This window comes from Falsihalocynthiibacter sp. BN13B15, from assembly GCF_041205415.1.
GTDB classification, from domain to species: Bacteria; Pseudomonadota; Alphaproteobacteria; order Rhodobacterales; family Rhodobacteraceae; genus Falsihalocynthiibacter; species Falsihalocynthiibacter arcticus.
The window spans coordinates 43,475-58,155 of sequence record NZ_JBGFCE010000017.1 but is presented as its reverse complement, the minus strand read 5'-3'; the positions used below and the strand labels follow the sequence as shown (position 1 = coordinate 58,155).

The following is a 14,681-nucleotide window of genomic DNA, read 5'->3' as shown; positions in this document are numbered from 1 at the left end:
ATCAACCGCTAGCCATAAGTAGTGACGTTCGCCGTTTACTTTCAAAACAAACCTCATCTAGGTGCCACTGCCATTGAGGCCAGGATCGCAATCGTTCCACTCGTTTCTTCCGTATCTCAGATGCAAACATTGGCCCAAACCGGTTCCACCAAAATCGGACCGTCTCATGGCTGACGTCGATCCCTCGTTCGTGGAGTAAATCCTCTACGTTTCGAAGGGAGAGAGGAAATCGGACATAGAGCATCACTGCTAGGCGAATAATCTCAGGACTGGTTTTGAAGTAGCGAAAAGGAGAGCGTTTTGTCATACTCCGAAGCTACGAAACGATCCTACTCTTCACAACAGGGTTTCTTCTGACACCACCCTCCGCATCAGCTTTCTTCTGCGCCCATCGTTTGTCCTGCCGAAATATTGCCTCAAATTTTGAAGCTGGCCAACGGTTATCTGCTAACAAATCATTAAGAAGTTCAGTTAAATCGTAAGCATTGATTCCGCGCGCAACCTTCTTGCAAGCTCATTACGAAGGCTGCGCACCAAAAGTGAACCTAGTTGCGACCCGTAGAAACGCGCTTATTTTCTGAGCGTTAGACATTTTGAAGAAACATGGACTCCCTAGACAATAGGTGTCTCTGGAATTGCACACACTTTACATGGTAAGAATGGAAGCAGAAGATGATACAAATATGAGGGATTCACCTTTGGACCCCGACTACAAAGATTATCACTTACTGATGCCAAATACTGGCTGAACTAGAGACCGAAGATTTGGAAGATGCCCCACCATCCGAAGCGCAGAAAACAGGTTTTGCAGCGCTCATCCAAGAGTTGGACAAACAAAGCCAATCGATCGGATATGTGACGCTGGGTGAGACGATCGACCGGGCGAGCACACGCATGCATGGGGTTGCTATCTTTTTGATGGCGTTGCCTGAATGCATTCCCCTACCCATACCCAGCTTTGGCGCGATTTTGGGCGTACCTCTCATCGCTGTATCCGCGCATTTAGCGATTTACGGTGAACGGGGCGACCTGCCAGCGAGTGCCCGCAATATCAAAATTCCGCATGAGGTGATCGCAGTGATGTCGCGCTATATGATCCGGCCGCTTCGCTCGGTCGAACGCGTGAGCCGAAACCGCCTGTCAGTACTGGGACGCCGTGAAAGGATCATCGGGGCCTTGTGCCTGTTCATGTCGCTTGTGTTGCTACTGCCGATCCCTTTAATTAATGTTCCGCCCGCTGTTGCTCTCGCCTGCCTGTCATGGGGGCTTGTGCAGCGCGACGGGCTTTTCATCAGTCTGGGGATCGTCTTTTCAGCGGGCGTCGTGCTGATTCTATTTTCCATAGCGGATTTATTCGCATCGCTTTTCACATGACCCTTAAAAACGACTACTTGATAGTCTTTGCGAGGCTGCATGCCTGTCCTTGGCAGGCTCCTTCGGGCGCCGTCATTGAGGCGTAATAGGTTAATGCCTGCCATATGTAATAAAGGTCAAAGGCGGATGGTTTCTTGGTTAGTTTTTAAGTAGCAAAACGAGAGCGTTTTGTCATTATCAAACGCTAATTGGATGCCCTGCCCCGCTCAGGTCGGTTTCCTCTGACAATACCGTTTCATGTTCTTAATTCTTTCAATAAGTTGCACGACCACCGCTCAAGTCGAAGACAGCACCTGTTGTAAATGAATTTTCGGGAGTACAAAGCCATGCAATCATGCTCGCGGCTTCTTCCAAGCGCAGGAACCGACCCCGCGGGATTTTGGAAAGCATAAAATCGATATGCTCTTGGCTCATTTGGTCGAAGATCCGTGTTTTAGCCGCTGCAGGCGTCACGCAATTCACTGAGATATCAAGATCTGCATGTTCCTTTCCAAGTGATTTAGTTAGTGCAATGACACCAGCTTTTGACGAAGAATATGCTGCAGCATTGGGATTGCCTTCTTTGCCAGCGATAGAAGCGATATTGACAATGCGACCGAATTGCCGCGCTTGAAACCCAGCGAGCGCAGCCTTGCAACAATTAAACGTTCCATTGAGATTTATGTCTATAATCGAGCGCCATTCTGCAGGGTCGTAGTCGATGACTTTTGCATTTGAACCCGCGACGCCCGCGGAATTGACAAGGATGGAAACGGGGCCGACTTGTTGCTCGACTTCGGCAAAAACCGATGCAACGCGGTCAGGATCCGTCACATCCACACCAAAGGCGACACAGCCATTGCCAAGGCTATCAGCCGCCTGTTTTGCCAATGCCTGATCTTGATCCCATATCGCAACGGTAGCACCTGACGCTACCAGTCGTTCGGCGACCGCATAGCCGATCCCCTGCGCGCCTCCGGTCACTATGGCGATCTGATTGTTCAAGTCATAGACATTCATCTATTTGATCCTTTTTGACATTATGTGTTTTATCATCGTTATCTCATCTCTCCGTTGATATGATTGTATCCGCGAATTTATCTGCGGTCATATTCGTTGGATTATTTGTACAGGCTCCCCTGAACGTTTACCAATTTTAACTAAGTTCCCTCAGAGTAATAATACTGACCGAATTGATGTCTGACCTTATTTAGCTTCGGATCGATGCATGTGGTACAAAAAGGCCCATCAGTGTTTGATTTATAATAGTCCTGTGTACGCCACCGGTAGGTGGAAAATTATGTGCAGATACAGTAACTGGGCCAAATTTACCCGTACAGTGGCACGCGATGTGGGAGATCACCACATGCAGGTGAATACGATGGGACCCGGCTGGATGATGACATAACGCCAAATCAAATCTGGGCGACGCCGGAAACGCTGGAAATGCATTGTGCACGTTAATGCCTGCCCGGCTTGATCGAATCAGTCCACGTGGCCCGGTAGTAAATTCAATTTCGATTGTAAAAGGTAGCGGTAAACAAAGCCTTCAAGCTCTGATAGTTAAAGAGGTGATAGTCGGAGACTAATAGTTCGGATACCTTTAGCACTATCTCGCAATACCGTAGGAGTTTGCTATGCAACCTGAAGAAAAAATCAACATATTAGGTGGCCCTTTGCAGCTTTGCAGCTCTAAACCAGTGACCGGTTTTTTTAGAGATGGACATTGCAACACGTGCACAGAAGATAGAGGTTCTCACACTGTTTGTGCGGTTATGACGGCAGAGTTTCTCGCATTCTCAAAATATGTCGGCAATGACCTAAGCACATCTCGGCCTGAGTTCGGGTTTGTTGGCCTCAAAGCCGGTGACAGTTGGTGTCTTTGCGCTTCACGTTTTCTTCAAGCTCATGAAGAAGGCTGCGCACCAAAAGTGAACCTAGCTGCGACCCATAGAAACGCGCTTATTATAGTGGCTTTAGACATTTTGAAGCAACATGAACGCACAACACAATAACCCTGCCGGTAATTTCAGGCGAATTTGAACTCGTCTCTACTAGACCTATGAGGCCGCAAATATATTCCGCGTAGATATCGTCGCCACAGTCAAACAGCCAGCTTTTCGCTGTCCGTAGCGAATTCTTTGGACCTAAGTTTCTGGTGAGATAGTCGAGGGTCGCAACGAGTTATTCTTTATGCTTATTGTGGGGTCCAAATTCTGGACTGCTCACTGGGGCCTTTTCTATGACATCGACGATTTAACATATAGTCATTAAACGAAAAAAAGCGGCGCGCGGGCATAATCCATCCGGCACGTCGCCCAGTTGCGAAGAATTTTCACATTTGCCAGATAATTAGTCCTGGCGTGATGGGCCCAGAACGGGTTCGCCGCCATCCCCACCGCCGCAATTGATCCGCCTCACCGTGCGGTGTCTCCTGCGGTCCCCGCGCTTTTGTGGGTCCGGGTCCCCTACCGTGACCTCACCCTATTTGGCGAAACCATTGTGATCAGGAAGTCAGGGCGTCCGACTCCGTTATCTTTCTAAGCTCAGGTAAAAATTCAGCGTGGTGCATTTTCATGTATCGTATGACCCTTGTATTGCTGATAAGTTTTGAAACATAACCGCGCGCCAGAACCAGATCGAGATGGTCAGTACCATAGGAGTCTTCAACAAGTCGAAACTCTCGTTCCAGATTGGTTGACTCCCGCTCCATCAGTTCCAGTTGCTGTTGGGAAATACCCTTTGCAGCTTTAGGTTTTTCCGGATTAACAAGTTGGCTTGCTGGCGTCGCGGCCAAAAGCGAACGTGCATAATTGACTGTATACTTGTTCATGGCCACCATGATTTCTGCAGCTTCAATCTGGCGCAACTGCTTCATCTTTTTGAGAACACGATGACTGACGTCAGCGCCTATGGGACCAAATGGGGTAATTTGATAAGAGAGTGTTCTTGGCTCATCGTAACCACTGAGGAGTGGAAGATGAGACAGACAACTGGAACACGCAAAAGCCCCGGCGAGAAGCTGGTCAAAAATATCAAGCGCGCTACCCGCAAGCATTACTCATCCGAGGAGAAGGTCAGGATCGTCCTGGATGGCCTGCGTGGCGAAGACAGCATTGCTGAGCTGTGTCGTCGTGAGGGCATTTCCCAAGGCATCTATTACAAATGGTCGAAGGGCTTCATGGAAGCTGGCAAGAAGCGGCTGGCTGGCGATACAGCCCGGGCCGCGAACACTGACGAGGTGAAGGATCTGCGCCGTGAAGCGCGCGATCTGAAGGAGGTCGTGGCAGAACAACCCCTCGAACTCCGTTTGCTCAAAAAAACATGCTTGGCCCCTCTCGGTGATGCTTGCATCACCTGCCAGGCAATGGATGGGGGCGACCACGAATGAGGTATCCCCCATCCGAGAAGTTATAGATCATCCGGCTGGTCGAAGGATCGCATCTATCGGCCCGCCTGACATTGGCTAAGCTGGGCATCCCTCGCACCACATTCTATCGCTGGTACGACCGATACCTCCAGCGCGGAGAAGCTGGATTGCAGGACCAATCTCCCAAGCCCAAACACGTCTGGAACCGCATTCCTGATGAGGTGCGGCGCAAGGTCATCAAGCTGGCGTTGAAAGAAACAGAGTTGTCACCCCGCGAGCTTGCGGTGACCTTCACAGACAAGGAAAGTTACTTTGTATCAGAGGCTTCAACATATCGAATCCTGAAAGCACATGATTTAATCACAAGCCCTACCTTTATCGTGATCAAGGCCGCGAGCGAGTTCAAAGACAAAACCACGGCGATCAACCAGCTGTGGCAGACCGACTTCACATATCTCAAGATCATCGGCTGGGGCTGGTTCTATCTCAGCACGATCCTTGACGATTACAGCCGCTATATCATCGCGTGGAAGCTCTGCACCAACATGCGGACACAAGACGTGACTGACACGCTGGACCTCGCTTTAGAAGCGTCGGGTTGCGATCAGGTACATGTCGTTCACAAGCCACGTTTACTCCCTACTCAGCGACAACGTCTCCAGCTACGTGTCCGGCGACTTGGCTGACTGGCTCAAAGGCAAAGGGATGAAGCATTCTCGTGGCGCGCCGTATCATCCACAAACACCAGGCAAGATCCACTCTCATCGATACTTCGTATCGACTGCCGTGCAATGGAACGATGGCACCAAACCCTGAAGAACCGCATTCTGCTGGAACATTAATTCCTGCCGGGTGATCTCGTCGCGCAGATCGAAGCCTTCGTCGATCACTACAACCATCAGCGCTACCCTTTGACCGGCAGGTGATGCGTGCATCACCGAGAAGGGCGAGAGCCTGAACAACGTCACGCCATCTGACGTCTACTTCGGACGAGACAAGGCCATTCTACAGCAACGTGAAAGGATCAAACGAAAGACACTCGAAGCGCGGCGCTTGCATCACAGACAACGCGCCGCATAATGCAATCAACCAGATGAGCCGAACTCTCTCTTAGTTTAAGCCGCAATTGGTTCCAAAAACCCTGACGACGGACAGCAGAACGTAGCGATTGAAGACCGTTCACGCATCCGTTTTCAACTTCTTCAATCAGGATCGCAGCCTAAGGACCAAAGGCAGCACTCTTTTCTTTCTTGCACATATGTTTTCCATTAACTGCCCCAATTCGAGTCGTCGCCATATTCTATCAAAGCTAGTTAATTCACATAGAGATGTGAACTATTGCCAAATTGAGCCTCGCCCATTTTCGCACACCTCCCTCACCTTCAGAAAAATTAGCATTCGTCTCTAATAGGCTCGTGAGGTTTCCAAAACGGTATTTTCAGGATTCCACGTTGCCATCGACTTGATCTTCCTGTTGCACATACTTTCTTGCGATAGTGTTGAAGGCTCCACGCAGTCCTCGCCCGGCGCGTCCCGCTTCTTTTACCCCCCCTGTGGTCTTCGCTTCAATGCGTAGGCGGTTCCTCTGCGTGTGCAGCGCTTGCCCGATGAGGCTCACAATACGGGCGCGCAACCGGTCAACGTTCCAGTCTGGTTCGGTGAGCACAACAGGTATTATGTTGGCTGTAACACTGGGGTCATCAATGTCATGCTTCACAGCCGCCACGACCTCAGTCACACCTTCCATGGCTTCTTCGCTGAGGAAACCTTCGGGCAAGAAACAAGACTTCGGCAATTCATCGACACAAGAGACAACAATAATGAACGGAGGCATTCTCCGAAGCGGATTACTTAAAATGGATTCACGAAGAGCGGCGATTGTCGATCGATCGATTTCACGCCCGGGCCTGTCGGCGCGGACAACCCAGACAATGAGGTCCGCTTGCGATAGTTCCTCGACAATTATTTTGGTTGGCTTGAGCGATCCATCGAGTCCCGGCATATCGAGTAGCATAGAATCCACCCCGTCGAAATCTGTGGGGTAAGTCTTTGCATCAGCAGTGGTTGCAATCACGTCAACTTCGGCGAGGTCATTGCCGACAAGCGCATTTATCAGGCTCGACTTGCCCACGCTGACTTGTCCAGCAACCGCGATGCGGACAGGCATGTTGCTTGCCGCCAGGCGCGCCCGATCGAGATCACTCGCAGCAAGCCCTAAATCGAGCAGTTCAGCGTCGGAGAACCTCAATCTCCCTGAGTATAGTTCCACTGAGGCCGCGGCCACTTCTTCAAGGAGAAGAGCCTGAAGAATGGCCGTCCCTTCGCTTGTTATGAACGACGAGTGACCTTCCGCGATGACGCCCTCGATCTCGCGCAGGAAGGCAGTGGGGGGTGACTTTATAGCACGGAGCACTCGCCATGCGTTCCACCCCAGCTTTTTGGCCTTCCAAGCAACTTCGCGCTGCTCCCACAGCCACAGAAGAGTGCCAACAGAGATGCTGTCCGAGAACGGGACCTTGTCCCGAATGTCAGATCGCAAGCGGACTGTGACGCGATCGATGAGAAGCAACGCCTCGGGCAACGTAAAATTGAGAATTCCCTTGCCGCCCTTGCCAGAGGCCATCGCGATCATTTGAACCACCTCTAAGGCAATCGGCTGAAGGTCTTCCCAGGGCAAAGTGTTAGTCGTTTTTTCTACGATGAAAGTCTGTGCAGCCTTGAATGCTTCAGTTTCGCGGGCACTCCAAGCAGGATCGGTCCGGGCATGCAGTTGATTGGGACGGGGTGTATGCTCGGAATCTTTGGCACGCACCCAAACTCTTGCGAACCGGATGAGAGCGGCCAATCCGCCAAGCGAGATTGAAGCTACGATGAACTCCACAACCCAGCCATGTTCGATCATCCATGCGAAACCCGCGACCATAGCGGCCACGAACGGTAGTAGAAGTACTGCGAATGCGAGAAGCCTGTCCCAGCGCAACAAGGCAGGCCGAAGGCGCTCAATTAGCTTCATCTGAAGACCTATTGAATGCTCGCTGGTAGACTTTACGTAGTTCGTCTTCGCTGGGAAGGCTTCCGTTCGCGTTTCGGAACAGGAAGTAGGACGCGGCGCGACCGAGAGCGTAAGTGGAAGCGAAGCTAATGGCACCGGCGGTCGCTGCTCCTACCGTCTGACCGTAGACCGGTACCAGCTTCGTGATCTCGCGTAGCGCGAAATTGGTTGCGTACCTAGCTCCGATGCCGAGCCCCATGGTGCTTAGGAATGCTACGCCAATCCTACGGTCCCACTTAACACCGTAGCGGCGCCCAAGTTCATGCAGCATCTTCAATTGGGTGGCCGGCACCGCAGCAATGCCAACGACCGGCGCAACACCGGTTGTGAGGGCAACGCTGGCGTAGGACAGAACACATCGTTTATGGTTCTGAAACTCAATCTGTTCAGCATCGCTGGCGCGGTTTTTCTCAAGAAGGAGGCCCGCAGCAGGCAACACGCCTAACAAGTGCCGACTGAGTTCATCGAGCCCCTCGACATCTTTTGCCTCACTCGGTGCCAGTGTCAGGGTGACTACGGGAAGTTCCTGCCTTGCAGCCCGGTTCATCTGTGCGGTGATTGCGCGCCTAGCTCGTTCTTGGGCATCCAAATCGGTGATTAGGTCTTTGCCAGTTAGGACGAGAATGGCACGCATGCTCTTGTCCTGGCGTACGATGTCAGCAAGGGCGTCTGCAACCATGCCTTGCACTGGGTCATTTAGACGGCATACGACGAGCAGGGCATGACTTCTATCGCGGCAAGCTTCAAGGTCTTGGGCTGGGTCATAGCCAGCCTCTCCCAAGCCGCGTGTATCCAGAAAACGAACGAGAGGCAACTCAGGGGGGAAGTCGTAGCTATTTGCATAGCGCGTGCATGACTTGAACCCATTGCCGACCTCTACATCGGATTGATCGGTAAGAGCGCAGACAAGGGATGACTTTCCCGCCCCGGTTTTGCCGAGAAGCCAGACGATAGGAAGGACGACTTCGTCAGTTTGGTCGAATGGTTGGCTCTTGGAGCGCCCTAGTATCTTGTTTAGCATCTAGTGTCCGATCCGCGGTCTAACGCTCCGCATCAGCTTTCTTCTGCGCCCATCGTTTGTCCTGCCGAAATATTGCCTCAAATTTTGAAGCTGGCCAACGGTTATCTGCTAACAAATCATTAAGAAGTTCGGGTGAATCGTATGCATTGAGACCGCTCGCACGTTTCCTACAAGCTCATTGCGAAGGCTGCGCAGCAAACGTTAACCTGGCGGCGACCCGTTAAAACGCGCGTATTTTCTGAGCGTTAGACATTTTGAAGCAACATGAACTCCCTAGACAATAGGTGTACACCGTCGATGGTGGACACTTACAGTGCGGTGCCTCTGGATTTGCAAACACTTTACATGGAAAGAATGGAAGCAGAGGATGATACAAATGTGAGGGTGTCATCTTTGGACTCCGACTACAGCGATGATCACTTCCTGATGCCAAATACTGACCGAACCAGAGACCGAAGATTTGGAAAATGACCCACCATCCGACGCGCAAGAAACAGGTTTTGCAGCGCTTATCCAAGAGTTGGAGAACAAAGCCAATCGATCGGATATGTGACGCTGGGCGAGGCGATCGACCGGGCGAGCACACGCATGCATGGGGTTGCAATCTTTTTGATGGCGCTGCCTGAATGCATTCCTTTGCCCATACCCAGTTTCGGGGCGATTTTGGGCGTACCTCTCATCGCTGTATCCGCGCATTTAGCTATTTACGGTGAACGGGGCGACCTGCCAGCGAGTGCCCGCAATATCAAAATTCCGCATGAGGTGATCGCAGTGATGTCGCGCTATATGATCCGGCCGCTTCGCTCGGTCGAACGCGTGAGCCGAAACCGCCTGTCAGTACTGGGACGCCGTGAAAGGATCATCGGGGCCTTGTGCCTGTGGTGTCAGACTAATTCGAACTCGTCTCAGCTAGGCCAGACCCCCTGCCCTTTTATGCCACACAAAGGCCGCGCCACTCAGTCAGTGCGGCGGTTCGGTTGGCCTTGAAGTGATCGCGTTGGGAGAGGCTTCGGTCTTGATTGAAATGGTTGTGAATGGAAGCGTGGACAGCAACAAATTTCTGCAAAGTTCGCATCCGCCTAAAGCGGATCATTGCCCGTTCCCGTCGTCGAAACGGCAAGTGCGAGTTCTCGGCGCGATTGTTTTTCCAACGACCCATATCCTGTTTCGCCGCGTTGCCAATTACCTTCATCGCGGCGCCGTATGAGCGAAGTTTGTCGGTAACTAGCACTTCGGCTCTGCCATGACATTTCATGGCTTTCTTGAGAAATTTCAACGCGGCCTTACGATCCCCGCGCTTGGTGACATAGCTTTCCAACACTTCTCCTTCATGGTCAACAGCCCGCCATAGATAGTGCAGTTCGCCGTTTATCTTCACAAAAACCTCGTCCAGATGCCATTGCCATTGAGGCCAGGATCGCAATCGTTCCACTCGTTTCTTGCGTATCTCATATGCGAACATCGGACCGAACCTGTTCCACCAAAACCGAACTGTTTCATGGCTGACGTCAATCCCTCGTTCGTGGAGTAAATCCTCTACGTTTCGAAGTGAGAGCGGAAATCGGACGTAGAGCATTACCGCTAAGCGAATAATCTCAAGGCTCGTTTTAAAGTAACTGAAAGGGGAGCATTTTGTCATGGCCAAACGCTAGTTGCTTGCCCTGCCCGCCCCAAGCGAATTTCCTCTGACAGTGCCCAACCCGCAAATGCCTCGGCTGGAAGACACCAGCTGAAGTCTTTCGCGAAAAGATGTTGGAGGAAATGCAATGAGACCCCTACCCTACAGCCTAACAAGAGTCGCACTTCAAACATCGCTCATAGTCAGATTTACTGGGCTACTTCAGTGCGTTTAGTCAAGACACTGTAGCGCAGGGTGATGAAATAGATGGTGCAAACACCCTTTCGCGACAGAATCCAATTAAAACCAGACCAGGAGTTATGTTTGCAGACTAACAAGTTGATATTAAATCAATAACTCGACCAAAGGAATGTCCGCATGAAATTAGCTCGTATTCGTACTCCACTTGGAATTCGCCCCGCGATCATTGACCAAAATGGCACGCCGCGGGATTTGAGTAGGCACACCAATGACATTTCCCCCGCAACAACAAGTGCATCGGCTTTGGCCGCGCTTGCGGGGGTCGAAATTGATAGCCTGCCCAAACTAGAGGGCGACTACGCGCCTTTTTTATCCGATGTGCGCCGCGTGTTTTGCATCGGCCTGAATTATTCAGATCACGCCAAGGAGTCAAACCTTCCGATCCCAGAATTTCCAATCCTCTTTATGAAATCTTGCCCTGTTAGCGGTGCAAATGATCCTATCACGATCCCAAAAGGGTCGGTCAAAACGGACTGGGAGGTCGAGTTGGGCGTAGTGATTGGCGCACAGGCACAGCACGTCAGCGAAGCCGACGCGTTAGATTATGTTGCGGGCTATTTTGTGGCCAACGACGTGTCCGAACGGGCGTTTCAAACGGAATTTGGGGGCCAATGGACGAAGGGGAAATCCTGCGATTCATTTGGCCCAATTGGCCCGTGGTTTGTCACAAAAGACGAAGTGCCTGATCCACAAAACCTCGATATGTATTTGGATGTAAACGGCCTGCGCTGTCAGACCGGCCACACCAGCACCATGATTTTTCCAGTGAAGAAAATCGTATCTTTCCTCTCAGGGTTTATGACATTGCGCGCTGGGGATGTGATCATCACGGGCACACCTCCAGGAGTTGGCATGGGTATGAAACCGCCAAAATACTTGCGCCCTGGGGATGTCGTGACATTGGGAATTTCCGGCTTAGGCGAACAACGCCAAGAAGTGGTGGCGTTTCCCGGTTGATGGACCCCAAATAAGCTTATTTGGTGCGACTTAGGAACCAAAGGGTTCGGCAACTTCAACATGAAATGAAAATGGCCCAACGGCCTGAAGGAGAAAAGTAGAATGACAAAATTTACCGGCGGCTGTCTTTGTGGCAGCGTAAAATACACGTGCGAGGCCGAGCCTGCTCTGGTCATGAATTGCCACTGTAGCGACTGTCAAAAGGCAATGGGCAGCGTATTCGCCACAACCATGTTCGTGCCCGAAAACAAGGTCACCATCAGTGGTTACCCGCGTTCCTTTAATCACGGGGCGGACAGCGGCTCTGGCATGACAAAATTATTCTGTGAGAACTGTGGCACGCAACTCTTTAGCAAAAACACCAACCGTCCGGGCACATTGGGCATTCGTGCTGGCACTGCAGATGATCATAGCATCGTCAAACCGTCGGCCAATATCTACACGGATAGCGCCATACCGACGACAGCGATGGACCCTTCTCTGCCCAAGCACCGTGGTATGCCAGGCTAAGCGTTCAAAAACCAAAAGCCGCCTGCTTCAATTGGGCAGGCGGCTTCCATTTCATTCCCAACTCGGCCCTAATTAAACGCCGCAATCACCCCATTCGCGCGAGTTACGGTCGCGACATCGGACAGGCCGTAATTCACAGAAGCGCGGTGCCAATCGTGGTTTTGCGTCGAACAGCAATCCTCAGGCACAATCATATGAAAGCCCTTATCGGCCCCGGTGCGGGCAGTATGTTCTACGCTCATATTCGTCCAACTACCGGTATTGATGATCGTGTCACGTTGTCCATGATGAAGATACGCTTCAAGGCGCGAGGTCTCCCAAGCTGACATCGACATTTTTTCAACGATCAAATCACCGGGTTGTGGTTCTAGCCCCGCGACCGGTTGCACGCCCCAGGTGCCCCGCACCAGTGCATTGTGTTCTTTCAATCCGCGTTGCAAACCTGCGTGTTGGCATAGGTACGGCGCACCGGGTTCTAAAACCATCCAAACATGCACGATCATCCCGCCACGCGAGCGCACATGATCGGCCAATCGGCGTATGTTGCTGACGACATTTTGCGCGCGTGCGTGATCGGGCGATCCTGTGTGGGCGAAAGCGCCACCGTCCATCATCACGTCGTTTTGCATGTCTTGGATGATCATCGCAGTGCGAGATCCATCAATCCGAAAATCCAGATTTTCTTGCAGGACTAGGTCAGAGTTCACCTTAGAGTCTCCTTGGGTATTTAGGGCGGGCGTCGGTATTGAGGTTACAGCCATGAAGGGTTCCTCCCGTCCCATTGTGCGTGTTTTAAGCGCATAAAGGGAGGTGGTCGCACAAACGTACAGCGTCGACCAATCCGACCCGCCCCAATGCATATTGGCGACAAGTTCGGGGCAGGTAATTTTGCCGATCAGTTCCCCGTGAAAGGAATACACCCAAATTCCACCGGGTGCCGTGACATAGAGGTTGCCGTCTCGGTCAACTTTCATCCCATCGGGCACACCTGCAAGATCATCGTCAATGATGCCCCCTGCGAAGACTCGTCCGTTGGTTAAACTCCCGTCACTCGCGACGTCAAACATACGGATATTCGCCTGTTCAGTGTCATTGACCCACATCCATTTTTCACAGGGCGAAAAGCACAGACCGTTGGGTTGGCCGAACATATTGCGCGGTACAACCAGTTGTGGCTCATCTCCCGGAACGTGATTGGGCGGCAAACGGTAAACCCCTCGGAACGGCAGTTGCAACTCGCGCAGCACGCCAAAACCTTCCATCCGGCCATAGGTTGGATCGGTGAAATAGATGCTACCGTCTCGCGCAACGATAATGTCGTTAGGGCTGTTCAGCTCGCGACCTTCGAAGTGTGTACACAGCGTTTCGCGCGTGCCGTCAGGACGCTGGCGCACAACCGACGATGTCGAATGCTCGCAAATCAAAAGGTTTAGGTCGGCATCGTAGGTCATGCCGTTACCCTTGTTTGAGGGCCGCGCAATTTCCGTAACACCTGCACTCGGGCTATACTTTCGGCGGACATCTCCGGGCATGTCCGAGAAAATAAGCGACTGCTCGCCGGGGTGCCAAAGCGGCCCTTCCGTAAAGATAAAACCTGTGCCCAACCTCTCCATGGCCTCGCTCACATCAACAAGTTTCCGGAAACTATCTGCAATCGCTTGATGAGTCATCTGTTGTCCTTCTCCCTGCCTTAAACCGCGAACCAAGGCCGATTTGGGAGCGTTTCTGTCAGAGGACCGGGCACTTGCATACCAAGGCGGCCCACAACTTTCTGACGCTCAATTTTGGCTGGCTTGTCGTGGATGGGGAGCAGAAAAGTGTACTTGTTCAGCAACTTCTTGATTGCGCCCTTTTCTTCGCGTTTGGACTGGGAATGGTTGCCCGTCACCCGCGGTTCCATCCAGTTATTGGTGTTCACATGGTTCACGATCTGGTCGTTGAAATCGTAGATCACGTCGCCGCAAATACAGGCAAGCCCCTCAAGAGTCTCAACAATTACATTCATTGATCCCTCGGTGTGCGCGCCCGCGTGTTCGCACCAAACGCCCGGCATTATTTCCTCGGCACCCGTGATATCCAGATCAAGGAACCGGATCGCTTCAGGCTCATAAATTCGGTCCACAAGATGCTTGATATCCGGTTTTGGATATTGCGGATACATGATGCCCGACACACTAAATTCCATCTCGCGACGGTTCAATACAACCGTCGTATTCATGGGGAATTTGTCGTCTTGCCCCGCATGATCGATATGCAAATGTGTGTGCAAAATATAGCGAATATCCCCCAACCGCAGGCCATGTCGCGCGAGTTGCTGCTCCATCATATTGTCGTGAAATTGTAGCCCCCGCATCCCAAGGCTCTCCATAATCGCGTTGTCACGATAGCCAGTATCAACCAATACAGGATACTCTCCCCCCGTGATCAAAAAGCCATAAACGGGCACGCGCCGGATGCGGCCACATTCATGCCCAAGCACCAGAAAGCTGGTTTCAAGTTCGATGTCGCCGTAGTCAAGTATATGAATTTCTAACGCCAT

The 14,681-nt window shown here is 51.8% G+C and carries 12 protein-coding genes and 2 pseudogenes; 6 read left to right on the top strand and 8 right to left on the bottom strand.

Annotated features, from left to right (window positions below; translation table 11 throughout):
• Positions 1-307, bottom strand: a pseudogene (locus AB9F26_RS20025) (transposase); the annotation flags it as partial.
• 458 nt (positions 308-765) lie between these two features.
• On the opposite strand from AB9F26_RS20025, the gene AB9F26_RS20020 reads away from it, so the two are divergent.
• Positions 766-1,374 carry an exopolysaccharide biosynthesis protein gene (locus AB9F26_RS20020; RefSeq protein WP_369768898.1) on the top strand — a complete coding sequence of 203 codons (609 nt, stop codon included), beginning with the start codon at positions 766-768 and terminating at the stop codon, positions 1,372-1,374.
• A gap of 252 nt (positions 1,375-1,626) precedes the next feature.
• On the opposite strand, the gene AB9F26_RS20015 is transcribed toward AB9F26_RS20020, so the two are convergent.
• On the bottom strand, positions 1,627-2,373 hold the full coding sequence (locus AB9F26_RS20015) for an SDR family NAD(P)-dependent oxidoreductase (RefSeq protein WP_369768897.1): 747 nt from the start codon (positions 2,371-2,373) through the stop codon (positions 1,627-1,629).
• 617 nt (positions 2,374-2,990) lie between these two features.
• Here AB9F26_RS20015 and AB9F26_RS20010 point away from each other — a divergent pair.
• Positions 2,991-3,368, top strand: coding sequence for a DUF2237 family protein (locus AB9F26_RS20010; protein ID WP_369768896.1), 378 nt, complete (start codon positions 2,991-2,993; stop codon positions 3,366-3,368).
• Between the two features lie 491 nt (positions 3,369-3,859).
• On the opposite strand, the gene AB9F26_RS20005 is transcribed toward AB9F26_RS20010, so the two are convergent.
• Entirely contained in the window at positions 3,860-4,231 is a 372-nt protein-coding gene (locus AB9F26_RS20005) for a plasmid partitioning protein RepB C-terminal domain-containing protein (RefSeq protein ID WP_369768895.1), read from the bottom strand.
• A gap of 102 nt (positions 4,232-4,333) precedes the next feature.
• Between AB9F26_RS20005 and AB9F26_RS20000 the strand changes: the two are divergent.
• Positions 4,334-5,803 (top strand): annotated as a pseudogene (locus AB9F26_RS20000) (IS3 family transposase).
• Positions 5,804-6,161: 358 nt separating this feature from the next.
• Here the strand turns inward: AB9F26_RS20000 and AB9F26_RS19995 are convergent.
• The gene (locus AB9F26_RS19995) at positions 6,162-7,736 is read right to left on the bottom strand and encodes a GTPase family protein (protein WP_369768894.1); all 1,575 of its coding nucleotides are present in this window, start codon (positions 7,734-7,736) and stop codon (positions 6,162-6,164) included.
• Entirely contained in the window at positions 7,723-8,796 is a 1,074-nt protein-coding gene (locus AB9F26_RS19990) for a YcjF family protein (RefSeq protein ID WP_369768893.1), read from the bottom strand. Before AB9F26_RS19990 ends, AB9F26_RS19995 begins: the two co-directional genes overlap by 14 nt.
• 477 nt (positions 8,797-9,273) lie before the next feature.
• Between AB9F26_RS19990 and AB9F26_RS19985 the strand changes: the two genes are divergently transcribed.
• The gene (locus tag AB9F26_RS19985) at positions 9,274-9,783 is read left to right on the top strand and encodes an exopolysaccharide biosynthesis protein (protein ID WP_369768899.1); all 510 of its coding nucleotides are present in this window, start codon (positions 9,274-9,276) and stop codon (positions 9,781-9,783) included.
• Here AB9F26_RS19985 and AB9F26_RS19980 read toward each other — a convergent pair.
• Complete coding sequence (locus tag AB9F26_RS19980) at positions 9,728-10,435, bottom strand: IS6 family transposase (protein ID WP_369768892.1); 708 nt, start codon at positions 10,433-10,435, stop codon at positions 9,728-9,730. The genes AB9F26_RS19985 and AB9F26_RS19980 overlap by 56 nt on opposite strands.
• Positions 10,436-10,792: 357 nt before the next feature.
• Here AB9F26_RS19980 and AB9F26_RS19975 point away from each other — a divergent pair, with 357 nt between their 5' ends.
• Together AB9F26_RS19975 and AB9F26_RS19970 are read left to right on the top strand one after the other, a co-directional pair.
• On the top strand, positions 10,793-11,632 hold the full coding sequence (locus AB9F26_RS19975) for a fumarylacetoacetate hydrolase family protein (protein ID WP_369768891.1): 840 nt from the start codon (positions 10,793-10,795) through the stop codon (positions 11,630-11,632).
• 102 nt (positions 11,633-11,734) lie between these two features.
• Entirely contained in the window at positions 11,735-12,142 is a 408-nt protein-coding gene (locus AB9F26_RS19970; RefSeq protein WP_369768890.1) for a GFA family protein, read from the top strand.
• A 68-nt stretch (positions 12,143-12,210) separates the two neighbouring features.
• Here the strand turns inward: AB9F26_RS19970 and AB9F26_RS19965 are convergent, their stop codons facing one another.
• Complete coding sequence (locus AB9F26_RS19965; RefSeq protein WP_369768889.1) at positions 12,211-13,812, bottom strand: isochorismatase family protein; 1,602 nt, start codon at positions 13,810-13,812, stop codon at positions 12,211-12,213.
• A 20-nt stretch (positions 13,813-13,832) separates the two neighbouring features.
• Entirely contained in the window at positions 13,833-14,681 is an 849-nt protein-coding gene (locus AB9F26_RS19960; RefSeq protein WP_369756801.1) for an N-acyl homoserine lactonase family protein, read from the bottom strand.

Coding starts and splice junctions, on each gene's coding strand:
- AB9F26_RS20015 (WP_369768897.1), bottom strand. CDS start 2,373: ATGAATGTCTATGACTTGAACAATCAGATCGCCATAGTGACCGGAGGC.
- AB9F26_RS20010 (WP_369768896.1), top strand. CDS start 2,991: ATGCAACCTGAAGAAAAAATCAACATATTAGGTGGCCCTTTGCAGCTT.
- AB9F26_RS20005 (WP_369768895.1), bottom strand. CDS start 4,231: ATGAAGCAGTTGCGCCAGATTGAAGCTGCAGAAATCATGGTGGCCATG.
- AB9F26_RS19995 (WP_369768894.1), bottom strand. CDS start 7,736: ATGAAGCTAATTGAGCGCCTTCGGCCTGCCTTGTTGCGCTGGGACAGG.
- AB9F26_RS19990 (WP_369768893.1), bottom strand. CDS start 8,796: ATGCTAAACAAGATACTAGGGCGCTCCAAGAGCCAACCATTCGACCAA.
- AB9F26_RS19980 (WP_369768892.1), bottom strand. CDS start 10,435: ATGACAAAATGCTCCCCTTTCAGTTACTTTAAAACGAGCCTTGAGATT.
- AB9F26_RS19975 (WP_369768891.1), top strand. CDS start 10,793: ATGAAATTAGCTCGTATTCGTACTCCACTTGGAATTCGCCCCGCGATC.
- AB9F26_RS19970 (WP_369768890.1), top strand. CDS start 11,735: ATGACAAAATTTACCGGCGGCTGTCTTTGTGGCAGCGTAAAATACACG.
- AB9F26_RS19965 (WP_369768889.1), bottom strand. CDS start 13,812: ATGACTCATCAAGCGATTGCAGATAGTTTCCGGAAACTTGTTGATGTG.
- AB9F26_RS19960 (WP_369756801.1), bottom strand. CDS start 14,681: ATGGCGTTAGAAATTCATATACTTGACTACGGCGACATCGAACTTGAA.